Genomic DNA, 23448 nt, shown 5'->3' with positions numbered 1-23448 from the left:
GAAACATGGCAGCAAGTAAAAAATCAACGGTTCTCGGCCTTTGCCTTTGGGAGGGGACGGACAAGCCGCGCCGTGTGGATTTTGTGGCGGACAACGAAGCCATGGAGTCGCAGCTTGGCGGGCACATTCAAAACGATAACCTGCATTTAAATGACACGCGCAGAAAGCGTTTAGATACGCCGACGGAGGTGCGCACGTACACAGGCACGGGTGCGGCCTCGCGCACGATCTTATTCGGCTTCAGTCCGAGTGCGGTGATCGTTTTTGCGGTGGACAAGCCGTTTTCGCAGGCGGCGACGGGCTGCACAAAGCAATACGCCGGCATAGCGGCAGGCGGCCAGAACAGCCTTGGCGTGACGCTTTCCACGGCGCAGGTGACGGTGCGGCAGACCCAAACCGCCCCGACGGACGGCAGCGGCATGGCATCGCTGAACGAAAGCGGCGTAACATACGCGGTGTTGGCGTTCAGATAAAGCGTTATATCATTTTCCGCGAGGAAAATATCATATCGAACAAAGAGAGATATAGCATTAAAAAAGAAGCGCGCAGCTTTTGGGGGAGCTGCGCGCTTCTTGGTGTATTGCGTGTAATTCTAAGGGATTTCTAAAGGCGGTTTTTATGAATTTGCCGCGCAAATTCATTGGGAGACCCCCTAATTGGGTCTCCCACGAACAAACAGTCCACCGGACTGTTTGTTCTCCCGTCCTGATTTTTGGGAGGCAAAAGGTGTTTCGTCGTCTGCGGACGACGACCAAAGGCGCTGCCTTTGGAATTCGCAAGTTTTCTCGAAGAAAACTTGACTAAAGACTTTATTCATTCGCTTGCCGCAGGCAGGTGTTAGCCTTGCGTTTCGCCTTTATCTTCGAGCAGGGTGACGGTGACAGTGAATTCTTCGCCGCCTACGCCGCTCTCGTTCGGGCGGAACAGGTGGATCTCGGCGGTATCGCCGGGCTTATAATTTAAAAGTGCGTTTGCGAGCTCTTCAAGCGATTTCGTTTCGGTATCATCGATGGCGGTGATGATGTCATACGCCTGCACGTCTGTGCCGTTAAAGCAGCTGTCTTCGTCAATCTCGCTGATCATGAAGCCCTGCGGAACGTCGTACATGGCGGCCTGCATCTGGGTGATGGCAGTGCCCTTGATGCCGAAGCGGACGCGGCCCTGCACATAGCCGCCTGCAAGCAGGTCGTCTATGATGCTCTTTGCACCGGTGATCGGGATGGCGAAGCCCATGCCCTCGTACTGCTCGGAGACGATTTTAGCGGAACTGATGCCGATGACCTGACCGTGTAAGTTGACGAGCGGGCCGCCGGAATTGCCGGGATTGATGGCGGCGTCGGTTTGGATATACGTCATGCCGTTCGAGCTGTACGAGCCGACGGAACGGTTAAGACCCGAGATGACGCCGCGCGTGATGGAGCCGGAGAACTGCTCGCCGCCCGGGTTGCCGATGGCGACGACCCACTGGCCCATGCGCAGGTCATCGCTGTCGCCGAACTCGGCGGGCATGTAGCCTGTGCCGTCGATTTTGAGCACGGCGAGGTCGGTGGTTTTGTCGAACCCGACGACGACGGCATCATGAAGTTCACCGTCATACGTTTTGACCTGCACGGAAACGGACTTGGAATTTAAAATGACATGGCTGTTCGTGATGATGTAGCCGTCTTCCGTTGCGAAAATGCCGGTGCCTGTGCCCTGCGTTTCGCCGCTCTGCGTGATGACAAGCACGGTGGACGGGATGACCTTATCGTACACGGCATCAATATCGAGCTCGGCGGTATTCGGCTCTTTATCTAAGGTGATGCCTTCCGTATTCGGGGTGACGGCGATGTCCGGCGGGGTAAAGCTGTCGTCCGCATCGGGCGTTTCGTCTTCGCCGGGCGTTTCGCTGTCGCTGCCGTCGTTTTCATGCGGGAAGTTCGGGATGAGCGGATCGCCCGGCAGCGTTGTGACGCCGTAACCGCGGTTCACGGCGGCGTAGATGCCGTAGGAAGCAAAGCCGATGACGGAGCCTGCGACGAGGACGGACATGACGATGATGAGGATGCGCAACCCGAGCGGCATTTTCCTTTTTTGCGGCGCGGGATGCGGATACGGATTTTGCATATTCTGCGGGTACGGCGGGGAATAAGCACCTTGTCCGTAGGGCGGCGGGTACTGCCCCGGCTGCGGCTGGGTGTTGTAGTTTGCATAGCCATACGGCGGGTTACCGTACTGCGGGGCGTTTGGCTGCGTGTTGTACGGGTAGGGCTGATACGGCGGCTGCGGGGGATAATAGCCGGTATGCTGAACGGGCTGCGGCTGCGGCGGAATGTTCACGTTCGGGATGGGCTGGGCTTCCGGCGCCTGCTCGGCATTCGGGAGCGGCTCTGCCGTGAGGGCATCGGAAACGGTCGGTTCCGGGGTGACAGTCGGTTCTGCGGGAGCGGCCGGTTCATCAGAAACGGTGGGCTCTGCGGAAATGGTCTCCGCGGTTTCCGGTGTTTCGGGGATATTGTCTTCGGAAGAAGCAGGCTCCTGCATTTCCGGGGTTTTGTTTTCAAAATCGTCCATGGTGTGATACCTCACTTTTGGATTTATTTCTGATCGGGCTCTTTATTATCCTTGTGGCCGTGGTGCTCCTTTTTGGGGCGCTCCGAGATGACGGCATCTTCGACCGGCACGGTGACCGGGATGGAGCCGGTATTGTACTTCAACTTCGGGGGTTCCTGCGGCTTCGGAATATAGAACGAGAAGCGGGTGTACTCGTTCACGACGGAGGAGACGGAAATGTCGCCGCCGTGGAGCTTGATGATGGTGCGGACAAGGTACAGGCCGAGACCCATACCGTTTTTATCCTGACTTCTCGATTTATCGGTCTTATAAAATTTCTCGAACACGAGGGGGAGCTCATCGGACTGGATGCCGGAGCCGCTGTTTTCGATGGTGACGACGATGCGGTCGATGCTGTCCGAGACGTTGAAGGAGATGTAGCCCTCGGTGTTTGTGAACTTGACGGCGTTTTCGATAAGGTTATAGACGACCTGATGCAAAAGGTCTTCATCGCCGTGCACCTGCATGGGTTGCAAGGTATCGAGCCCGCGGATGTCGATCTTCTTTTCGTCGATGCTCTTTTCAAACGTGAGCACGGTAGAGAGGACGGTCTCGGAAATATCGAAATCGTTTGGGCGGAGCTTCAGCTCGCCGTTATCGATGCGGGAGAGATTTAACATAGTGCGGACAAGGCGCGAGAGGCGCTTGACCTCGTCGGAGACGATGTGCAGGTAATGCGACTGGCGCTCTGGCGGAATGGTGCCGTCCAGAATGCCGTCGATGAAGCCCGCGATGGTTGTCATCGGGGTCTTTAACTCGTGCGAGACGTTCGCGACGAAGCTGCGGTTCATGCTTTCGCTGCCGGAGAGCGAATCTGCCATGTTGTTGAACGCGGTGGCAAGCTGGCCAATCTCATCGTTGCTTGTGACGGGCACGCGGATGGAGAAATCGCCGTCGCCGAAGCTTTTGGCTGCGGCAGACATCTGCCGCAGGGGCTTGACGAGCCGGTAGGAGAAGAGGCCGACGACAACGAACGCCAGAATGAACGCGGCGGCTGCGGCGATGAGGAACATTTGCAGTGCGGCGAACTGATACTCCGTGAGGGAGGCAGCGTTCATGGCGGCAAAAACGGCACCGACGGGCACTCTGGTGCTGTTTTCGCCTTCTGCCTCGGAAGATGATGTTTCGGCGACGGAATAAAGCGGCACGCCGACGACGTAGTACGGGGTATCGTAAATGCCGTTTTTGCGTCCGTCACCGGTGTAGGAGCCCTCGGACGCGCACTTTACGATGTCTGCCGAAATCTTCGTCTGCGGGATGAAATTTGCGCCGATATTTGAGGTGCTGTTGGCATAGGCACCGAACAGGACGTTGCCCTCGAGATCGGTGACGAAAATATCGGCATCGATATTGAGAGAGAATGTGCGCACAAAGACTTTCAGAAGCTCCGGTGCACCGTTATTCGTGATGTCTACGACGGAAGTAATGGACGCCATGGACGAGGCGTTTTGCATAAGCAGTTTGCGCTTATCGCTTTTGGTGTACTGCGAGAACACAAACATCATGACGCTGCCGAGCACGATGAAGCTGGCGAGCACGATGACCATGGTGACACGCAGGTATTTTCCGAACAGGGATTTTTGCAAGGGGAATCCTTCCTTTCGCCGGCTTATTCTTTCACTTCAAACTTATAGCCGACACCCCAGACGGTTTTAAGCGACCACTTATCGGAAACGCCTTCGAGTTTTTCACGCAGGCGCTTAACGTGCACGTCTACGGTGCGGGAATCGCCGTAATAATCAAAGCCCCACACTTCGTCGAGGAGCTGGTCACGCGTGAAGACGCGGTTCGGGTTCGAGGCGAGATGATAGATGAGCTCCATTTCCTTCGGCGGAGTGTCAATCTGGACGCCCTTGACCTTGAGTTCGTAATTTGTAAGGTTGATGGAGAGATTCTCGTAGTGAACTTCTTTCACCTGAGAGGATTCTTTTTTGCCAATGCGGCGGAGGACGGCGTTGATGCGCGCGATGACCTCTTTTGTCTCGAAGGGCTTTACGACGTAATCGTCCGCGCCGAGCTCTAAGCCGAGGACTTTATCGAACACTTCGCCCTTGGCCGTCAGCATAATAATGGGGCACTGGGACTTTTTGCGAATCTCGCGGCAAACCTGCCAGCCGTCGAGCTCCGGGAGCATGATGTCGAGCAGCATGAGGTCCGGGTTGACGGAATCAAACATTTGCACGGCCGCCTTGCCGTCGTTTGCAATGGCTGTTTCAAAGCCTTCCTTTTCAATATACAATCTTAAAAGCTCACAGATATTTCTATCGTCGTCTACGATCATGATTTTGCCGGATGCCATAAATTTCTACCTTCCTTATTTCAATATTGCGGGGCGAAAAGCGACCCCGTTTCCTCCCGGAAATCCCCTGTTTGTGCAGAGTATGACCAGTTTGTATTTATTGTACCGATTTATTGCGTCGAATGCAAGAACAAAAGGTGAATATTCTGTGACGATAGGGCTTGTTTTGGGGCGCGGAATTGGTGAAAATGCGCGTTTTTATGCGAAGTGTTGCGGCGGAAAATAAAGTGTGTTATACTGTATCAGTTCGATTTTAGACTGTGAACAGGATAACGGTCGGACAAAATGAAAACTAAAGGCTTTAAACAGCGTACTTCGCCGTGCTTGCGGCGAAGTCTTTTCATGCGAAAAAACCGCGTTTGGAGCGTAGAGATTTGCAAAAGAATTTACAAAAAAGAAAGGAAGTTTGATTTTATGGCGGAAAAAACGGTGAAGCTTGAGGATCCGGCAAACAACCGCATGGGCTCTGCGAAGATGCTGCCGCTGATTTTGACGATGGCACTGCCGGCAATGTTCTCGATGCTGATTCAGGCGCTTTACAACATTGTGGACAGCTACTTTGTGGCGCAGGTGAGCCAGAACGCACTGACGGCGGTCTCGCTGGCGTTCCCGATTCAGAACCTGTTGGTGGCATTCGGCGTGGGCACCGGCGTGGGCGTGAGCTCACTCATTTCCCGCAGACTCGGCGAGCGCGACCAGGAGGCGGCGGACAACGCGGCGACGCACGGCATTATTCTTTCCGCGATCACGTATGTGGTCTTTGCAATTTTCGGTGCGATTGTGGCGCGTCCGTTTACGGCGCTTTACACGCAGGACGCGGAAGTGCTCAGCATGGGCACGACGTACATCACGATTGTGACGGTAGCATCGTTCGGCTTCTTCTTTGCGGCGGTCATTGAAAAAATGTTACAGGCGACGGGCAACATGGTGATGCCGATGATCATTCAGCTTGTGGGCGCGGTGGCAAACATCATCTTTGACCCGATCCTCATTTTCAACTTCAACATGGGCGTGGCCGGTGCGGCGTATGCGACGGTTGGCGGCCAGATCCTTTCGATGATTGTGGGCCTTTGCATTTTGTTTTTCGGCAACCACGCGATTGCGCTGGAATTTAAGGGCTTCCGTTTCCACGGCAAGACGATGAAGGACATTTACGTTGTGGGTCTGCCGAGCATCGTGATGAACGCCATCGGCACGCTGATGACCATGGCAATGAACGGCATTTTGGCAGGATTTTCCGCAGTGGCCGTGAATGTGTTCGGTGTTTACTTTAAATTGCAGTCCTTTGTGTTTATGCCGGTGTTCGGCTTGACGCAGGGGCTCATGCCGATTATGGGCTACAACTACGGTGCGCGCGACAAGAAGCGTGTGACGGGTGCGGTGAAGATCGGCTGCGTGATTGCGCTTATTATTGAGATTGCGGGTCTTATCGTGTTTGAAATCTGCCCGGGCACGCTGATTTCCATCTTCAACGCGACGCCGGAGCTGCACGAGATCGGCGACTCGGCGCTTAGAATCATCGCGATCCACTTCCCGATGGCGGCGATCGGCATTGCGCTTTCGACGCTGTTTCAGGCGACGGGCCACGGCATGTACAGCCTTGTGCAGTCTGTGATGCGTCAGCTGGTTGTGCTGGTGCCGGCGGCGTGGCTGCTCTCGAAAATCAGCCTCGGCGCTGTGTGGTTCTGCTTCCCAATCTCCGAACTTATTTCGCTCATTGTGACGGTTGTATTCTTTGTAATTCTCTACAACAAGGAAATTAAGAACCTCGATAAGCCGGTGAACAGTGCGGCGACGGAGTCGGTGAAGGGGTAAGTGAGCTGAAATAGAGCGGGCAAATAAAGTTTTCGACGACCTTTTTCAAAAGGTCGTGGATTCCGAAGGCAAGGCCTTTGGTCGAGCTCCGCAGAGCTCGAAATACTTTTGCCAAACGCAAGATCAGGAAAATAGAAGAACCGTCCGGGGGACGGTTCTTCGTAAGAAACCCTATCAAGGGGGTTCTTGAAGGGCGGCTTTTTGCCGCCCTTTTTATATATGCTGTGGTTTACGTTAGATAAAGAACCAGCTGGGGAGCCATTCTAAGGCGTTGGCGTAGTTCTGCGTGGTGAGGGTGCCGGTGAGCACGGGGTAGAACGCGATGAACATAAGAATGTGCACGAGGACGCAGGCAAGCAGGAGAATTCTGCCGACTGTGAGCGTGACGGCGCCTTTTGTGAAAACGACGCGGCGCAGGGAAGCTGTTTCTTCAAGGCGCCGATACGCGATGAGGAACGCGATGAGAATGAACGGCACGGCAGTGAAATAGTGGTAAATGAACGTGCAGCGCGGCACGAGTACCCACGGCAGATACGCGGACAAGAAGCCGATGACACAGATGAGCGCGGTGCGGGAGTGCCGTTTTACGGCCCCTACGAACGTGTACACGGTGGCGGGCACGCACGCCCAGAAGAACAGCGGGTTGCCGAGCACCGAAATGGTGCGGATGCGGCCCTCGCTGTCGGCGCTGTAATTGCCGTAGTACCACACGTTGCGGATATCGAACGGCCATTGATACCACGGGGACTCAAACGGGTGGGTCGCCTGCAGCGTGGAGTGATAGTTGTACATATGCGTTTGGTACGCGATGAACCGGTCGAAAACATCGTAGCGGTTATGCGGCAATGTGGTGAGCGGCAGGAACGCCGTAAAGTAGATGCCGAACGGAATGGCGATGAACAGCAGGCAGCACCAGAGGCAGAGCTTTATGGATTTATTAAGGAGCGCTTTCTGCACGGCGGCGTGGCCTTTCTCTTCGCGGTAAGAGACGATGAGCTTGCCGAAGAACAGCACGGCGAGGCCGACTGCGCCATAGGCGACCGTCCACTTGCTTGCGATGCCGAGCCCCATGAAGATGCCGCTTAAAAGCAGCGGGGGCAGGAGCTTTTTGAAGCTGTCGGTTTTTAAATCGTGCTGAATAAACACGAGCATGGCATCGTACATCAAAATGATGAAGAACACGGCATAGGTATCGATGGTCGCGATGCGTGTTTGGACGTAGTGCATGAAATCGAACGCAAAGAGGACGGTACCGGCGGTGCAGAGGAACGTGGAGCCGAAGAGGCGCTTTAAGAAATGATAGAGCGCAGGGAGCATCAGAACACCGAACAGCGTGCCCATGAAGCGCCAGCCGAACGGGTTCATGCCGAAGATGCGAATGCCGACCGAGATGATGAGCTTGCCGAGCGTTGGGTGCGTGTTTTCGTATGGCTCGAGTCCCAAAATGTGCTCGTAGGCGGTGCGGGCGTGGTAGATTTCGTCGAAATAGGTGGAGTTCATGTAGCTTGGGTAGAGCGGGACGGTGTTTTGCTCATCCGTGAGCTGCCACGCGTTGCCGGAGACGGCGGTGAGCGTTGCAAAGCCGGTGCCGTCTGTCTTTTTGAGCGCGAACTCGTTGATGGCGAGGTCGTCGCACATCGATGTGATGCGGATATATTTGCCGGTGGCGGCGACGGAGACGTTTTTCCACGCATAGACGCTGCCGTCCGTGTTTTCGGCGGCGGTCGTCCAGTTGGTTTGATCGTTTGAAACCTCGATCTTCATATTGGTGCCGACGCGCTGGCCGATGCCGTTATCCGCGGGGGCGATGCCGGGCAGGTAGAAAATTTCGCTGTACGCGTCGTCGGTCTCAAAGACGGCGGATTCGCCGTTTTGAGGCGTCCATGTGGTATTGGCGGTCTCGTGATCACCGAGATTCGTGAACGCGACGATGCCGTAAAGGAGGGTAACGACGGCGATGCAGAGAAGATCGACACGCGTCAGGCGGACGTTATGATTCTTGTCGGTGATGAGGGAGAATTCGGGCGCTGCGGCGGGCTTTGTGTGCTGTTCGGCCGAGGCGGCTTTCTGCGTTTTAAACGCAGGGAGCGGGCGCAGGGCTATTTCGGAAATAAAGCAGCGGTACGTGATATAGAGCATATAAATGTACAGGAGCACATGCAGCGCGGAGAGGAACAGGATTTGAATGGACGTGGGGGAAATGTAGGCGTTATTGAGGTACAACACATAGGCAACGTTCAAAAAATGCACCGTGGATGTGCCCGCGAACAGGAGTAGGAAGCGCTTTTCCTTTGTGAAAACGTAGGTGAGCAGCAGGCACAGGAGCACGGGGAACAGATAACGCTCGTGCATTTTGACGCAGAAAATGTAGACCGTGAACATTAAAACGGTGGGGCAGGCGAAAACGGCGTCGTCGCGCTTCGATTTCAGCAGTAAGAGGCCTGCGAGGACGGTTGCGAGCGGCACGCCGAATTGCAGCCAAGTGCTGTGCTCCGGCAGGGCAGCCCAGTTGAGCCCGAAGAGTGCCCAGACGTTATAGGCGTTGATGGTGTAGTAATTATAATAATCGATGGTGCCGGTGTAGATTTCGATGAGCTTCAGGTAATCGAAATTTTTTATAAACGGCGTGGAGAGCAGGAGAATCGTCGCAAGGGCGATGATGGGCCCGAGGACGAGGTTTTTCCAGTCCTTTTTGCGGATGACCCAGAAAATGAGCACCGGCGCGAAAATGAGCATCTGCGGCTTACTTAAGATGCCGAAGCCGTAGACGAACGCGGCGAGCGGCGTGTGGTTGTACCAGAGAAGCAGCAGTGTGCAGAGGAGCAGAAGCGCGCAGAAGCTATCGGCCTGACCCCAGACGGAGGAATTGACGATGACGGCGGGGCAGAAAAGATAGGCAAACGCGATAAGGAGTGCGCTTTTTTCACCGAGCTTTTTGCGGGCGAGCACCCAAAGTGCCGCGGCGCAGGCGATGTCCGACAAAATGGGCGCGAGCTTTATCATGAGCGTATAGCTCTGCGCATATTGGTCGACACCGAACAGGCGGCGAAACGCCTCAATGATGTAGAGCACGTAGAGATAGCCGGGGGGATAATCGAGGAAGAAGTCCCGGTAATACATGTTATTAAAGCCGTAATCGTGCGTATAGGCGGCCCACGCTTTAAAGCAGGAGATGTCGGCCTCGAACCCGTTGATGTTGTAGCCCAGAATAAAGCGCAGGATAAGCCCCAAAGCGAGCACGGCGCAGAAGACGGGCACGGGGGGCAGGCCGAAGACCGTAGCTTCCTTTATACGGGCGCGGCGGACGGGGGCGCCCTCCGTTTCCGGCGCGGCACGAAAGCCGAGCCACAGCACTGCCGCAAGGAACAGGGCGGCGAGCAGAATTTGTATCGTCATGGTTTTTGTTCCTTTCTCAAAATTTATTTGGTTACGGACTTGACCCGCACCTTTTTTTCATGTAATCTTGTAGTAGAGGGGATGCGGAAAAATCCCCGTCTGTGTACGCTCATTATAGCATAGGTTCTAAATCGCTTCAACTGAATTTTGGAGTGTTTCAACACACGCGTGGAAAACGTTTTCACGCAGGAAAGGAACGGTATTGAAAATGGAATTTCAGAAAATGCACGAAAATCCGGACGTGCTGCACGTGGGTACCTGCCAGAATCGCAGCTACTTCTTGCCGAAGGCACCGGAGGACGGGGAAGAATCCACAAGAGTGTGTCTTTTGAACGGCACATGGTCGTTTCGGTATTTTGACTCGTTTTTAGACGTGTTCCCGGAGGGCTCCGAGGGTGAGATTTGCTTTGACGAGGAGGATATGGACGAGATTGAGGTGCCGTCCTGCTGGCAAAATGCGGGCTATGACCGCCACCAGTACACGAACGTGCGATATCCGTTCCCGTATGATCCGCCGTATGTGCCGGACGAGAACCCCTGCGGCCTTTATCTGCGCCGCTTCTGCATGAACGCGGAAGACCTGACGCAGAAAATTTATTTGAACTTTGAGGGCGTGGACTCCTGCTTCTATCTGTGGATCAACGAGCAGTTTGCGGGGTACAGCCAGGTTTCGCATTCGACAAGCGAGTTTGACATCACCGATTTACTGAACGAGGGTGAAAACTCCGTGGCGGTGCTGGTTGTAAAGTGGTGTGACGGCTCGTACCTGGAAGATCAGGACAAGCTGCGCATGAGCGGTATTTTCCGTGACGTGTACCTCATCCGCAGACCTTTGGTGCACATCCGCGATTACTTTGTAAAGACGACGGTGAGCGATGACCTTTCCCATGCGGATATCCGCGTGGAGATGGACTTTATCGGGCTGCCGGACGTGACGGCGGAGCTGTATGACGCCGAGGGCGCTCTGCTCGAAAGCACGGCGGGCGCGGAGCCGAACTTTGCGCTCGAAAACCCGCACCTTTGGAATGCCGAGGACCCGTACCAGTACACAATCGTGTTCCGCACGGCGGATGAAGTGATCGAGCAGAAGGTGGGCATCTCCAAAATTGAGATCCGCGACAGCGTTCTGTATTTCAACAATGTGAAAATCAAATTGCGCGGCGTGAACCGCCACGACAGCGACCCGGTGACGGGCTACACCATCAGCCGCGAGCAGGCGAAGCGCGACCTGTTCCTGATGAAGCAGCATAACATCAACGCAGTGCGTACAAGCCACTACCCGAACGCGCCGTGGTTCTTACAGCTTTGCAGCGAATACGGCTTCTATGTTATTGCCGAGGCGGACATTGAGGGCCACGGTGCGGCGGTGCAGACCGGCGGCTACGGCATGGACGAATATGCGGACAACGCACTGAACCCGATTTTCGACAAGGCGATTATGGACAGAATTCAGCGCAGCGTTATCCGCGACAAGAATAACGCGTGCGTGCTGATGTGGTCTTACGGCAATGAGACCGGCTGGGGCCCGAGCTTTGAGAAGGCCGGCGCATGGGTGCGCGAATATGACCCGTCCCGCTTGACGCACTACGAGAATACGTATTACGATGCGCGCGGCCACAAGAACGACCTGTCTTCCCTGACGACGGAGAGCCGCATGTACTCGGCGCCGGAGTGGATTGATGAATATATGGTCGACCCGAAGTACACGAAGCCCTTGGTGCTTTGCGAGTACATCCACGCGATGGGTAACGGCCCCGGAGATGCGGAGCAGTACCAGCAGCTTATCATGAAGTATGACCGCTTTATGGGCGGCTTTGTTTGGGAATGGTGCGACCACGCCGTTTACGGCGGCACGACGCCCGACAACCGCGATATTTTCCGCTACGGCGGCGATTTTGGCGAATATCCGCACGACGGCAACTTCTGCATGGACGGCCTTGTGTACCCCGACCGCACACCGCATACGGGTTTACTCGAATATAAAAACGTCATTCGCCCGGTACGCGCGGCGCTTGTGAACCGCGAAACGGGGGAAATTCAGCTGACGAATTACCGCGATTTTACGAACACGGAAGAATTTTTGACGCTTTCCTGGGAGATTCAGCAGGACGGCGATACGGTGGCCTGCGGCGTGATGGACGACATCAAGATTGCCCCGCACGAAAGCGGCGTCATTACGCTGCCGGATGCAATTCCGACGGAGGGCGACGTGGCGGTGCTTCTGCAGTACAGCGCGAAGAAGAACGACAGCGTGTTCTTTGAAAAGGGACACCCGCTCGGCTTTGACCAGCTGATCGTTTCCCGCGGGGCACGCAAGGAAGAAGCGCTTAGAAAGGGCTTTGTTGTTGCGGAGGAGGACAGCCGCGCCGTGACGGTGACGGGCGACAGCTTCCGTTATGTGTTCTCGAAGACCGAGGGCGTGTTTACGTCTATGGTGAAGAACAATGTGAACATCATGACCCGCCCGATGACGTGGAACGTGTGGCGTGCACCGACGGACAACGACCAGTTTGTGCGCAAGGAATGGGAGCAGGCCGGCTACAACGAACCCGCGATAAAAGTCTATGCCTGCAACGCGAAAGAGGAAGACGGCGTTGTTGTGATCGATTGCAAGCTGAGCCTTGCGGCGGTGTACCGCAGACCGTTCCTGCACCTTGACTGCCGCTTTACGGTGGACGCCGAGGGCAAGGTAAGAGCGGAGATCAACGGTAAGCGCGACATGGAGCGTCCGTTCCTGCCGAGATTCGGCCTTAGAATGTTCCTGCCGAAGTCGTTTGACACGGCGGAATATTACGGCTACGGCCCGTATGAATCGTACTGCGACAAGCACCATGCGTCTTCGCTGGGTCACTTTGCGCAGACGGCGGACGACCTTTTTGAGGACTACGTGAAGCCGCAGGAGAACGGCAGCCACTTCGGCTGTGCGCGGGTGACGATCACGGACGGCGCGGGCGCTGTGACCGTGACGAGTCCGGAGGACTTCTCGTTCAACCTTTCGCACTATACGCAGGAGGAAATGACGGAGAAGATGCACAATTACGAGCTTACGGAAAGCCCCGACAATGTGTTCTGCTTCGACTGCAAGATGAGCGGCGTAGGCTCCAACAGCTGCGGTCCGCGCCTTGCGAAGGCGATGCAGTTTGACGACGAGACGTTCACGTTTAAGTTTGACCTGACCGTGGAATAAGACGGGCAAAATTTTGATAAATCAGAGCCGCCGTGTGGGAGCTTTTCCGCACGGCGGTTTTTCTGTGTAGTTGCGTGCAAACAGCCCAGTGGACTGTTTGCACGTGGGAGACCCAATTAGGGGGTCTCCCGAAAGGCGGCAATGCCGCCTTTTTATGCTGAACAGAGGGAAAAAGTACGAATGAGAGGCAAAGACTAAAAGTACAAAAATGCAGGGATTATACGAATGAATCTGTGTAAAATTATTGACAAAAAGACTTGAATACAGTATACTTTAGTTAAATAAAGGAGTTGAGTCCGATGGTTTTAATATAAGCGATTCCGGTACAATGAGGAAGGGAGAATTTGCTATGAAAAGAACCGTTGTAATTTTACTTGTTTTACTGATGGGATTGCTGACCGCGTGTGCTGTGCCGCCGAAAACGGAGGCGAACGTGACCGACCCGGATGCCATGAATGCTACCGCAGTGCGTCAGACAGAAGCGGACACCAAGACGGATTGGGCGCAGGGCTTGACGGAACAGCAGGAAGTCGAGACGGAGATCGAAAACGCTGTGAGCGCAGATACGCTTGACCGCTTGCAGCAGGATGCTGCGGAGCTGCTTGAAGAGTACGAAACGGCGAAGCTGGACGGCACGGAAGAGGAAGCCGCAAAGCTGAACGAAGCGTATGAGCGTGTGCTTGCGGAAATCAATGCGATGCTCGGCTGAAAGTGAAGAAATGGAATGTTTGCCGCTGCATGGCTTTTTGGGCTGTGCGGCGGCGTTTTTCCTCAAAATTTTCGTACTTTCCGGTGCTTTTGCAAAATATCTTGAAAATAAGTCCGTACAAATTTTGCGAAAGGTATTGCAAAAAGTTGTACGGCTTTTTATAATAAGGTTGTATTGAACCTGTGCAAACAGGTATCCTTTTTGAAAGGAACGATGACATGGCAGACACAGAAAAGAAAACTGCGAAATATCGCTTTCTGGTGGATACCATCAAGGAGAAGATCAAAAACGGCGAATATGAGCCCGGCGAACGCATGGAATCTGAAAACACGCTTTCCGATCAGTTCGGGTACAGCCGCCAGACCGTGCGGCAGGCGCTTTCCGTCCTCGAGCAGGAGGGGCTCATTGAACGCAGACGCGGCAGCGGCACGTATATCAGCTCCGAGAGCCGACGCACGCCGCGCGGCAACAGCATCGCCATTGTGACGACGTATATTTCCGACTATATTTTTCCGACGATCATCCGCGGCATTGAGGAGACGCTGACGAACGCGGGCTATGATTTGACCCTGAATGTGACGAACAACCACGTGGAGGAGGAAGCGCGCATTTTGCAGTCGCTCATCTCCCGCCGCGTGGACGGAGTGATTGTGGAGGGCACGAAGACGGCGTTCCCGAACCCGAACGTGGAGCTTTACCGCAGGCTTGAAAAAATGGGTGTGCCGGTGGTGTTTTTCAACAGCTATTACCGCGATTTACCCGATTCCGTTTACGTGGTGACGGACGACCGCAAGGCCGGCTTGCAGGCGGTCGACCTCTTGATTGAAAAGGGATGCAGACGTATCGGCGGCGTGTTTAAATCTGACGACATGCAGGGCCACGGGCGCTACGCGGGCTTTTCCGAGGGGCTTATCCACAACGGATGCGTCCTTGGCGACGACAATGTGGTTTGGTACACGACGGCCGAGCGCAGCAGGCTTTTTCGCCCCGACAACAGCGACTACATGTTTGAGCGCCTGCGCGGGTGTGACGGCATTGTGTGCTACAACGACCAGATTGCGTATGGGGTGATTGACCTCTTACAGAAGCACAATGTGCGCGTGCCCGAGGATGTTCTCGTCATCGGGTTTGACGATTCGAGCATTTCGGAATACTCGCCGGTGAAGATTACCTCTTTTGTGCACCCGAAGGTGGAGATGGGCAGAGCCGCGGCGAATAAGCTCATCCACATGCTGCGCAGCAGCGACCCGGAGCAGCCGCTTGTGCTCGATATGCCGCTGCACGAGAAAGAATCGACAAGACGATAAATTTTGATATAAAACAGTTTGAAAGGAACGAATGAATATGAAGATTGAGAAATTATCCCCGGCATTTAAGGACTATCTGTGGGGCGGCACAAAGCTGCGCGACGTTTACGGCAAAAAGTGCGACTATGAAAAGGTTGCGGAGAGCTGGGAGCTTTCTACGCACCCGGCGGGCCAGAGCGTGATAGACGGCGGTGAATACGACGGGCTGAAATTCGGCGAGTATTTGGAAAAAGTCGGTGCGAAGGCGCTCGGTGTGAACGGTGCGAAATTTAAGGAGTTCCCGGTGCTTATCAAGTTCATCGATGCGAAGCAGCCGCTTTCTGTGCAGGTGCACCCGAGCGACGAATATGCGCTGCGCGTGGAGGGCGAATACGGCAAGACCGAGATGTGGTACGTTGTGGACTGCGAGCCGGGTGCTTCGCTGTACTTCGGCGTGAACCGTGCGCTGACAAAAGAGGAATTCAAAAAGCGCATTGAAGACAACACGCTGACGGATGTGCTCTACAAGGCCGACGTGAAGAAGGGCGACGTGTTCTTCATTCAGTCCGGTACGATCCACGCAATCGGCGCGGGAATTCTCATTTGCGAAATTCAGCAGAATTCCAACACGACATACCGCGTGTACGACTACGGCCGCCGCGGTGCGGACGGCAAGCTGCGTGAACTGCATATTGATAAGGCCATTGACGTTTCCAAGCTGACCCCGAGCGACACGTCCGACAAGCAGGGCAAGCCGGAGGAGATTCCCGGAGGCACAAAGTGCGCGCTGGCTTCCTGCCCGTACTTTACGACGGAGAAATATGTTGTGGACGGCGAAGTCGAAATTGATGTGACGGGCGATTCGTTTGCGTCGCTTGTTGTGACGGAGGGCAGCGGCAAGGTTGTCGGCAGCGAGAACGAAGTGGAGTTCAAGCCGGCGGACAGCCTGTTTGTACCGGCCGGCAGCGGCAAAATTAAGATTAATGGCCACTGCACGGTGGTGAAGACGACGGTTTAAAAGGGGAAACGCTATGAAGATGGAGTTTGTAGACGAAGCTGAACTGCAGAAAGCTGCGGACGAGCCGGAGGACGAGGTGCGCGGGCGCATTGTGCTGGTCGGCGAGCCGATGGGGCTTTTCATCGCGGAGGAGCTCGGCGAGCTGGAGAATGTGACACACTTTTCGGCGGCTGTGGCCGGTGCGGAATATAACGTGGCGGTGGGACTTTCCCGCCTTGACCATGAAGCGCTGTACTGCACGCGCCTCGGCGACGACCCGGTGGGCAAACGCATTTTAAAGAGCATGAAAGGCAACCACGTTTCCGACGCGCTTGTGACCGTGACGGACACGGCTTCGACCGGGTTTATGATGAAAGGCAGAACCGAGGCGGGCGACCCGAAGATCGCGTATTTCAGACGGAACAGCGCGGCTTCGCAGATCTCGACGCATGACATCGATAAGCTCGACTTATACGGATGTGATTTTCTGCACGTGACGGGTATTTTTCCGGCGGTGTCGAAGTCGGCATTGGACGCGGTGAAACGATTGATGAGCCGCGCGAAGGCGCTGGATATGTTTATTTCGTTTGACCCGAACCTGCGCCCGCAGCTTTGGAAGGACGAAAAAGAGATGGTGCGCACGCTGAACAGCCTCGCACAGGAAGCAGACCTCGTTTTGCCGGGCCTTAGTGAGGGCAAAATTCTCACAAAGCGTGACACGCCGGAGGGCATTGCGGAGTTTTACCACGAGCGCGGCGTAGACAGCGTGATTGTGAAGCTGGGCGACAAGGGCGCGTACTGGTCCACGGGCGGCGAGCACGGCACGGTGCCGGCATTCCCGGTGAAAAGAATCGTGGACACGGTTGGCGCGGGCGACGGCTTTGCGGCGGGCGTCATCTCCGCTGTGGCGGAGGGCATGTCCTTGCAGGAGGCTGCGACGCGCGGCACGGTAATCGGCTCGATACAGATTACGCACCGGGGTGACAATGAGGGTCTGCCGACGCGTGCGGAGCTTGAGACCATCACAAAAGCGGGCATTGTGTAAATTCTAATAATAGCGGTGCCGCGCAGGAAATGAGGGTTTGTTCTGCGCGGCATTGTGCTATTTGGGGAGTGAGAAAAATGGGCAGAAAAGAAACGGTGGAGCTGACAAACATGTGCATGGTGGAGGACGGCAAGGGCAACGTACTCGTGCAGAACCGTCTTGACCCGAACTGGTCGGGTATCGTTTACCCGGGCGGGCACGTGGAAGCGGGGGAATCCATCACGGCATCGGTCATTCGCGAAATCCGTGAAGAGACCGGGCTGACGATCGAAAACCCGACGCTGTGCGGTGTGAAGCAGTTCTGGCTTGATAACGGCGTGCGGTACATTGTGTTTTTGTTCCGCGCGGATAAATTTACGGGCGAGCTGCACGGCTCCGAAGAAGGCGATGCGTTCTGGCTGCCGCGGGAAGAGCTTTTCGAGCACCAGACGGTGGAAAGCTTTGAGGGCTTAGTGCACGTTTTTGAGACGCCGGAATGCAGTGAAGTTTATTATAAAAACGGCAAAACGCATTTTGCATGATTTGAAATTTGAATTCGGGAGGAAAATTTTATGACACCGCATAACGAAGCAAAAAAGGTCGATATTGCAAAGGTGGTTTTAATGCCGGGCGACCCGCTCAGGGCGAAATTTATTGCAGAAACGTTTTTAGAGGATGCCGTGTGCTTTAATACGGTGCGCGGAATGCTGGGCTATACGGGCTTGTATAACGGCAAGCGTGTTTCCGTAATGGGCAGCGGCATGGGTATGCCTTCTATGGGCATATACAGCTACGAGCTGTATCATTGCTACGATGTGGAAGCGATCATTCGTATCGGTACGGCGGGCGGCATTGCGGACGGCGTGGAGCTGCGCGATTTAGTATTGGCGATGGGCGCGTGCACGGACTCGAACTTTGCGCACCAGTACCGTTTGCCGGGCACATTTGCGCCGACGGCGAGCTTTGAACTGCTTGAAAAAGCGGTGCAGACGGCGCGGGAGAAGAATTTACGTTATCGCGTCGGCAACGTGGTGACGAGCGATATTTTCTACGGCGACTGTGAAAATGAGACCGCCGAATGGAAAAAAATGGGCGTTCTGGCCGTGGAAATGGAGACGGCGGCGCTGTATATGACGGCGGCGCGCGCGGGCAAGCAGGCGCTTTCCATCACGACGGTATCCGACTTGCCGCTGAAGGGGGAATCGACCTCGAGCGAAGAGAGACAGAAGACGTTCACGCAGATGATGGAGGTAGCGCTGGCGGTTGCCTCTGAGGCGGTGGACGGACATGACAAATGAGGTCATAAAAAAGCTTTCGGAAGCGGCGCTTGATGTGCGGAAAAAAGCGTACTGTCCGTACTCCGGCTTTGCGGTGGGCGCGGCGCTGCTTGCGAAAAGCGGTGAAATATACACGGGTGTGAACATTGAAAACGCTGCGTTTACGCCGACGAACTGTGCGGAGCGCACGGCGTTTTTCACGGCGATTGCAAAGGGCGAGCGAGATTTCGTCGCTGTTGCAATCGCGGGCGGCAAGGCGGGCGAGGAGCCCGAAGACTTCTGCGCGCCGTGTGGCGTGTGCAGGCAGGTGATGCGGGAGTTTTGCGGGGACGCGTTTGTGATTATTCTTGCAAAGCCCGGTGAAGAAAAGGTTTACACATTAAAGGATTTGCTGCCGCAGAGCTTTTCGCCGAGAGACGTTCTGGGCGAAAAAGCGAAGCGGTAAAAAAGGCGGTGATTTTTGTGCTGCATATTTTGGACATTATCCGCAAAAAGCGGGACGGCGGGACGCTGACAAAGGACGAGATTGAATATTTTGTGCGCGGGTGCACAGACGGGAGTATCCCGGACTATCAGCTTTCGGCGCTTTTGATGGCGATTTATTTAAACGGCATGACGCACGAGGAGACGGCGGAGCTGACTTTGGCGATGGCGCATTCCGGCGACATGGCCGACCTTTCCGCGATACACGGCGTGACGGTGGATAAGCATTCCACGGGCGGCGTGGGTGACAAGACGAGCATGGTTATTGTGCCTGTTTGCGCGGCGTGCGGGGTGAAGATTGCCAAGATGAGCGGCCGCGGGCTTGGACACACGGGCGGCACGGCGGATAAGCTTGAGAGCATTCCCGGTATGCGGATCGATCTTTCTCCGGAGGAATTTACAGCGCAAATCAATAAGATCGGGTGCGCGATGATCGGACAGACGGGCGAGCTGTGCCCGGCGGACAAGAAGCTTTACGCGCTGCGCGACGTGACCGGGACGGTGGAGAGCGTGCCGCTCATCGCTTCGAGCATCATGAGCAAGAAGATCGCCTCCGGCGCAGAGCGGATTTTGCTGGACGTGAAGACGGGCAGCGGCGCATTTATGAAGACAACGGAGGACGCGATTACGCTCGCCGAGGAAATGGTGGAGATCGCGAAGCTTTCCGGCAGGCGCGCGGCGGCGCTCATCACCGATATGGACAGGCCGCTTGGGCACGCCGTGGGCAACACCTTGGAGGTGCTGGAAGTTTTGGAGACGCTGCACGGACGCGGGCCGGAAGACCTTACGGAAGAGTGTTTGGAGCTTGCGGCAAACATGATCTGGCTCGGCGAGCAGGCGGAGAGCCTTGAACACGCGCGGAAGAAAGCGAAAACGGCACTGGAGACGGGCAAAGCGTTTGAGAAATTCTGCGAAATGGCCGAGGCGCAGGGCGCGGATGTGCGGTACTTGAGAGAACCCGAGCGGTTTGCGCTTTCGCCGGTGAGAAAAGACGTGTGCGCGCCGCGCAGCGGGTATGTGGTGCATATCAACGCGGAGCAGGTGGGCATGGCAAGCGTGCGGCTCGGCGCCGGACGCGAGAAGGCCGACGATATGCTCGACTACGGCGCGGGCATCGTGCTGAAAAAGACGGTGGGCGACGCGGTACAAAAAGGCGAGGTGATCGCCGAGCTGTACGGTGCGAGCGCAGAAAAGTGCCGCGACGCGGAAAGCGTGCTGCACGGGGCGTTCCGCTACGGCGACGAGAAAACAGAAGAATGTTCACTTGTACTGGCAAGGGTAGAGTAAAATAAAAAACCGCACCTGAAAAGGTACGGTTTCTGTGCGTTCGGTTTTAACGTTTGCGGTTAAAATCAGCCGCGCTCGGGGCCGGTGACGGGCTCGTCGTAATCAACGCCGAAGGTCTCGACGGTGACTTTCGTCATGACCTGATCTTCGCGCGGGCGGTCAGACCAATCGCGCGGGGAGGAAACGATGGCCTGTGCGACATCGATGCCCTCGGTAACCTTGCCGAATGCGGCATACTGGCCGTCGAGATGCGGAGCGTTATCGACCATGATGAAGAACTGGCTGCCTGCGCTGTTCGGGCGCTGGCTTCTTGCCATGGAGAGTACGCCGGTGGTGTGCTTCAGGTCGTTCTTGAAGCCGTTCATAGCAAACTCACCCTTGATGCCGTAGCCGGGGCCGCCCATGCCGGTGCCTTCCGGGTCGCCGCCCTGGATCATGAAGCCAGGGATGACGCGGTGGAAGATGGTGCCGTCATAAAAGCCCTTCTGAATGAGGGAAATAAAGTTGTTGACCGTGTTCGGCGCAATCTCGGGGTAAAGCTCCGCCTTGATGGTGCCGCGGGTGGTCTCGAAAGTAACAATAGGATTCTGCATACCGAATAACTCCTTTCATAGAGGTCTTTCGGGAAGAAAGACCGTTCGTAGAATTCAGTATACCATATTTAATTTGAAATTGGAAGTGATTTTGCTTTGAAGTTGATTTCTTGGAACGTAAACGGGTTGCGCGCCTGCATGACAAAGGGCTTTAATGACTTTTTAGCGGCGGAAGACCCCGATGTTATCTGCTTGCAGGAAACGAAAATGCAGCGCGAGCAGGCGGATTTTGATTTTGCGGGGTACACGGAATTTTGGAACTCCGCCGAGAAAAAAGGGTATGCCGGCACGGCGATCTTTACAAAAACAGAGCCGCTTAATGTGACGTATGGCATCGGCGACGAACAGTTTGACTGCGAGGGGCGCGTGATCTGCGCGGAATTCCCGGAGTTTTACCTTGTGACCGTGTACACGCCGAACGCTCAAAAAGAGCTTGTGCGCATTGATTTTCGTATGGCGTTTGAGGATAAGTTCCGCGCGTATCTCGAAAGGCTGCACGAAACGAAGCCGGTTATTGTGTGCGGCGACATGAATGTGGCACACAGGCGCATCGACATCAAAAACGCAAAGCCGAATATCGGCAGCGCGGGATTTTCGTACGAAGAAAGAGGGAAGTTTTCCGAACTGCTCGCGGCGGGTTTTGTGGATTCGTTCCGCGAATTGTACCCCGATGCAAAGGACGCGTATTCCTGGTGGTCGTATATGGGCAAGGCAAGAGAAAAGAACGTCGGCTGGCGCATTGACTATTTCCTCATCACGGAGGAGCTGAAAAAGAATTTGGCGGACAGCAAGATCCTCTCCGACGTGATGGGCAGCGACCATTGCCCGGTGGAGCTCATCTTGAATTTTAGCGAGGAAAACGCATGATTTTTAAGGAGAAAAAGACACCGACGCTTTTGATGATGCCTTTGGCGAACGGCTGGCGCGCGGTACACAAGAAATATAAAAACGAATACGGCACGGTGATCTGCACCGAAAAGGGTGATACGGTGGAAGTCGTGACGGACTTCGGTGAATTTTCCACCGAGCGTGCGGAAGCGGTGGAAAGCGCTGCGGTGATGTTTTTTGAAAACAACGGCGTGAAAGAGATTACGGTGGACGGAGAGAAGCTTACCCGCGAAGCGTGGCGGGAAAAAGAAGATGCGCGCCTAAATGCGCTGCACAGGACGCGGGAGGATTACAAAAATGTGCTCGGAAAGCCCGTACACTGCGTGACGGACAGGCCGCTTGGCTCTGCGCACCCGCGCTACCCGGAGATGATCTACCCCGTGAACTACGGCTATGTGCCGGGCGTGATGGCGGGGGATAACGCCGAGCAGGACGTGTACATTTTGGGTCCGACGGAGCCGTTTAAAACCTTTGACGGCGTGGTGATCGCAGTGGTGCATCGCTTTAACGACGTGGAAGACAAGTGGGTGGCGGCGGAAAAGACCGGCGTTTACACGGCGGAGGAAATCCTGAAAATTCTCGATTTTCAGGAAAAATACTACGAAAGCGAGCTGATCCTCTAAATGACCGAGGAACTCATGCGCAGGCTACGGGTCATCACGCCGGAGGAACAGCGCATTTTGGACGGCGGCGCGGTGGACAAGGCGGCGTACACGGCGCGGGCGGTGTTTACGGTGGACAGCGAGAAGCTTTTGGAGCGCGGGCGGCTCATCTCCGTGCGCGCGCACACGCGGTTTGCACCGTTCCCCAGACACGCGCACAGCTATATTGAAATCATGTACATGTGCTCCGGCAAGACGGTGCACCGCATCAACGGCGGCGAGCCCATCACCGTACATGCGGGCGAGCTGCTGTTTTTGGGGCGCGGCGCTTCGCATGAGATAGAACGTGCGGAATATGAGGACATTGCGGTGAATTTTATTGTGCTGCCGCAGTTCTTTGATACGGCGCTGGAGCGCATCGGCGCGGACAACGCGCTTGGGCGGTTCATCGCGAACAGCATCAGCCGCGCGGGGGGCTCGGATTTTTTACTGTTTAGAGTTGCGGATGTGCTGCCGGTGCAGAATCTCGTTGAAAACCTCGTTTGGACGCTTGTGAACGACACGAAAAACCGCAGACGCATTACGCAGAACACGATGGCGCTGCTGTTTTTGGAGCTTTTGAACTGCACGGATAAGCTGGCGGCGAGCGAAAACGAGGGCGATCACAGCGCACTTGTGATGACGGCGCTGCGGGAGATTGAAGAAAATTACCGCACGGCGAGCTTGACGGACATTGCGGAAAAGTACGGTGTGACGATTTCGTACCTCAGCGCGGCGGTACACAGCACGACGGGGTTCACGTTTAAATCGCTTTTGCGGCGCAAGCGAATGGAGAAAGCGGCGGCGCTGCTTTCCGGCACGAAGCTTTCCGTGAGCGATATTATCATGGCGGTGGGGTATGAGAATACAAGCTATTTTTACAGGGCGTTTTCGGAAATGTACGGCGTGACACCAAGGGAGTATCGGTTGAGGCAGAGAGGTTAGTACGCATAAAATAACGCCGCACGCTCGAT

General features: G+C 55.3%; 19 protein-coding genes. 14 read left to right on the top strand and 5 right to left on the bottom strand.

Annotated features, from left to right (window positions below):
• Positions 1–5 precede the first annotated feature (5 nt).
• Positions 6–473 carry a hypothetical protein gene (locus ACI0CA_RS14145; protein ID WP_446806697.1) on the top strand — a complete coding sequence of 156 codons (468 nt, stop codon included), beginning with the start codon at positions 6–8 and terminating at the stop codon, positions 471–473.
• A gap of 364 nt (positions 474–837) precedes the next feature.
• Here the strand turns inward: ACI0CA_RS14145 and ACI0CA_RS14140 are convergent, their stop codons facing one another.
• From ACI0CA_RS14140 to ACI0CA_RS14130, 3 genes are read right to left on the bottom strand one after another with little or no spacing between them, the layout of a single operon-like run.
• Entirely contained in the window at positions 838–2553 is a 1716-nt protein-coding gene (locus ACI0CA_RS14140; protein WP_446806698.1) for a trypsin-like peptidase domain-containing protein, read from the bottom strand.
• Positions 2554–2576: 23 nt separating this feature from the next.
• Complete coding sequence (locus tag ACI0CA_RS14135) at positions 2577–4178, bottom strand: ATP-binding protein (RefSeq protein ID WP_446806699.1); 1602 nt, start codon at positions 4176–4178, stop codon at positions 2577–2579.
• A gap of 23 nt (positions 4179–4201) precedes the next feature.
• Positions 4202–4891, bottom strand: coding sequence for a response regulator transcription factor (locus ACI0CA_RS14130; RefSeq protein WP_176819688.1), 690 nt, complete (start codon positions 4889–4891; stop codon positions 4202–4204).
• A gap of 414 nt (positions 4892–5305) precedes the next feature.
• Between ACI0CA_RS14130 and ACI0CA_RS14125 the strand changes: the two genes are divergently transcribed.
• Positions 5306–6706, top strand: a complete 1401-nt coding sequence (locus ACI0CA_RS14125) for an MATE family efflux transporter (protein ID WP_446806700.1) — start codon at positions 5306–5308, stop codon at positions 6704–6706.
• 234 nt (positions 6707–6940) lie between these two features.
• On the opposite strand, the gene ACI0CA_RS14120 is transcribed toward ACI0CA_RS14125, so the two are convergent.
• Positions 6941–10102, bottom strand: a complete 3162-nt coding sequence (locus ACI0CA_RS14120) for a glycosyltransferase family 39 protein (protein WP_446806701.1) — start codon at positions 10100–10102, stop codon at positions 6941–6943.
• A 208-nt stretch (positions 10103–10310) separates the two neighbouring features.
• Here ACI0CA_RS14120 and ACI0CA_RS14115 point away from each other — a divergent pair, with 208 nt between their 5' ends.
• From ACI0CA_RS14115 to ACI0CA_RS14075, 9 genes are all read left to right on the top strand, one after another.
• The gene (locus tag ACI0CA_RS14115; protein ID WP_446806702.1) at positions 10311–13289 is read left to right on the top strand and encodes a glycoside hydrolase family 2 TIM barrel-domain containing protein; all 2979 of its coding nucleotides are present in this window, start codon (positions 10311–10313) and stop codon (positions 13287–13289) included.
• A 349-nt stretch (positions 13290–13638) separates the two neighbouring features.
• Complete coding sequence (locus ACI0CA_RS14110; protein ID WP_308448575.1) at positions 13639–13998, top strand: hypothetical protein; 360 nt, start codon at positions 13639–13641, stop codon at positions 13996–13998.
• A gap of 218 nt (positions 13999–14216) precedes the next feature.
• On the top strand, positions 14217–15305 hold the full coding sequence (locus ACI0CA_RS14105) for a GntR family transcriptional regulator (RefSeq protein ID WP_308448576.1): 1089 nt from the start codon (positions 14217–14219) through the stop codon (positions 15303–15305).
• Between the two features lie 37 nt (positions 15306–15342).
• Positions 15343–16302, top strand: coding sequence for a type I phosphomannose isomerase catalytic subunit (locus tag ACI0CA_RS14100; RefSeq protein ID WP_176819694.1), 960 nt, complete (start codon positions 15343–15345; stop codon positions 16300–16302).
• 13 nt (positions 16303–16315) lie between these two features.
• A complete protein-coding gene (locus tag ACI0CA_RS14095) occupies positions 16316–17326 on the top strand; it encodes a sugar kinase (protein WP_395506816.1) in 1011 nt (336 codons plus the stop codon).
• Between the two features lie 77 nt (positions 17327–17403).
• Positions 17404–17847 carry an 8-oxo-dGTP diphosphatase gene (locus ACI0CA_RS14090; protein WP_417073307.1) on the top strand — a complete coding sequence of 148 codons (444 nt, stop codon included), beginning with the start codon at positions 17404–17406 and terminating at the stop codon, positions 17845–17847.
• Between the two features lie 30 nt (positions 17848–17877).
• Positions 17878–18603 (top strand): purine-nucleoside phosphorylase, encoded by a 726-nt coding sequence (deoD, locus tag ACI0CA_RS14085; RefSeq protein ID WP_417073308.1) that lies wholly within the window; start codon positions 17878–17880, stop codon positions 18601–18603.
• The gene (cdd, locus tag ACI0CA_RS14080; RefSeq protein ID WP_343284590.1) at positions 18593–19027 is read left to right on the top strand and encodes a cytidine deaminase; all 435 of its coding nucleotides are present in this window, start codon (positions 18593–18595) and stop codon (positions 19025–19027) included. Before deoD ends, cdd begins: the two co-directional genes overlap by 11 nt.
• A 20-nt stretch (positions 19028–19047) precedes the next feature.
• Positions 19048–20352, top strand: a complete 1305-nt coding sequence (locus ACI0CA_RS14075) for a thymidine phosphorylase (protein ID WP_308448695.1) — start codon at positions 19048–19050, stop codon at positions 20350–20352.
• 65 nt (positions 20353–20417) lie between these two features.
• Here ACI0CA_RS14075 and ACI0CA_RS14070 read toward each other — a convergent pair whose 3' ends face one another.
• On the bottom strand, positions 20418–20945 hold the full coding sequence (locus ACI0CA_RS14070) for a peptidylprolyl isomerase (protein ID WP_308448582.1): 528 nt from the start codon (positions 20943–20945) through the stop codon (positions 20418–20420).
• A gap of 96 nt (positions 20946–21041) precedes the next feature.
• Between ACI0CA_RS14070 and ACI0CA_RS14065 the strand changes: the two genes are divergently transcribed.
• Genes ACI0CA_RS14065 through ACI0CA_RS14055 form a run of 3 tightly spaced genes read left to right on the top strand, consistent with a single transcriptional unit; the run spans position 21042 to position 23419 of the window.
• Positions 21042–21812 (top strand): exodeoxyribonuclease III, encoded by a 771-nt coding sequence (locus ACI0CA_RS14065; RefSeq protein ID WP_308448583.1) that lies wholly within the window; start codon positions 21042–21044, stop codon positions 21810–21812.
• Positions 21809–22456 carry a hypothetical protein gene (locus ACI0CA_RS14060; protein WP_417073309.1) on the top strand — a complete coding sequence of 216 codons (648 nt, stop codon included), beginning with the start codon at positions 21809–21811 and terminating at the stop codon, positions 22454–22456. The genes ACI0CA_RS14065 and ACI0CA_RS14060 overlap by 4 nt, the downstream gene beginning before the upstream one ends.
• Positions 22457–23419, top strand: a complete 963-nt coding sequence (locus tag ACI0CA_RS14055) for an AraC family transcriptional regulator (RefSeq protein WP_308448585.1) — start codon at positions 22457–22459, stop codon at positions 23417–23419.
• Positions 23420–23448: the final 29 nt, after the last annotated feature.

The sequence above is a fragment of the Hominenteromicrobium mulieris genome (assembly GCF_046197855.1).
GTDB lineage: Bacteria > Bacillota > Clostridia > Oscillospirales > Acutalibacteraceae > Hominenteromicrobium > Hominenteromicrobium mulieris.
Note: the sequence above shows the minus strand (reverse complement) of the source record. Positions and strands in the feature narration are given on the sequence as shown.

Bases quoted from the DNA above. Each gene is read 5' to 3' on its own strand.
- ACI0CA_RS14145 (WP_446806697.1), top strand. From the start codon at position 6: ATGGCAGCAAGTAAAAAATCAACGGTTCTCGGCCTTTGCCTTTGGGAG.
- ACI0CA_RS14140 (WP_446806698.1), bottom strand. From the start codon at position 2,553: ATGGACGATTTTGAAAACAAAACCCCGGAAATGCAGGAGCCTGCTTCT.
- ACI0CA_RS14130 (WP_176819688.1), bottom strand. From the start codon at position 4,891: ATGGCATCCGGCAAAATCATGATCGTAGACGACGATAGAAATATCTGT.
- ACI0CA_RS14125 (WP_446806700.1), top strand. From the start codon at position 5,306: ATGGCGGAAAAAACGGTGAAGCTTGAGGATCCGGCAAACAACCGCATG.
- ACI0CA_RS14120 (WP_446806701.1), bottom strand. From the start codon at position 10,102: ATGACGATACAAATTCTGCTCGCCGCCCTGTTCCTTGCGGCAGTGCTG.
- ACI0CA_RS14115 (WP_446806702.1), top strand. From the start codon at position 10,311: ATGGAATTTCAGAAAATGCACGAAAATCCGGACGTGCTGCACGTGGGT.
- ACI0CA_RS14110 (WP_308448575.1), top strand. From the start codon at position 13,639: ATGAAAAGAACCGTTGTAATTTTACTTGTTTTACTGATGGGATTGCTG.
- ACI0CA_RS14105 (WP_308448576.1), top strand. From the start codon at position 14,217: ATGGCAGACACAGAAAAGAAAACTGCGAAATATCGCTTTCTGGTGGAT.
- ACI0CA_RS14100 (WP_176819694.1), top strand. From the start codon at position 15,343: ATGAAGATTGAGAAATTATCCCCGGCATTTAAGGACTATCTGTGGGGC.
- ACI0CA_RS14095 (WP_395506816.1), top strand. From the start codon at position 16,316: ATGAAGATGGAGTTTGTAGACGAAGCTGAACTGCAGAAAGCTGCGGAC.
- ACI0CA_RS14090 (WP_417073307.1), top strand. From the start codon at position 17,404: ATGGGCAGAAAAGAAACGGTGGAGCTGACAAACATGTGCATGGTGGAG.
- deoD (WP_417073308.1), top strand. From the start codon at position 17,878: ATGACACCGCATAACGAAGCAAAAAAGGTCGATATTGCAAAGGTGGTT.
- cdd (WP_343284590.1), top strand. From the start codon at position 18,593: ATGACAAATGAGGTCATAAAAAAGCTTTCGGAAGCGGCGCTTGATGTG.
- ACI0CA_RS14070 (WP_308448582.1), bottom strand. From the start codon at position 20,945: ATGCAGAATCCTATTGTTACTTTCGAGACCACCCGCGGCACCATCAAG.
- ACI0CA_RS14060 (WP_417073309.1), top strand. From the start codon at position 21,809: ATGATTTTTAAGGAGAAAAAGACACCGACGCTTTTGATGATGCCTTTG.
- ACI0CA_RS14055 (WP_308448585.1), top strand. From the start codon at position 22,457: ATGACCGAGGAACTCATGCGCAGGCTACGGGTCATCACGCCGGAGGAA.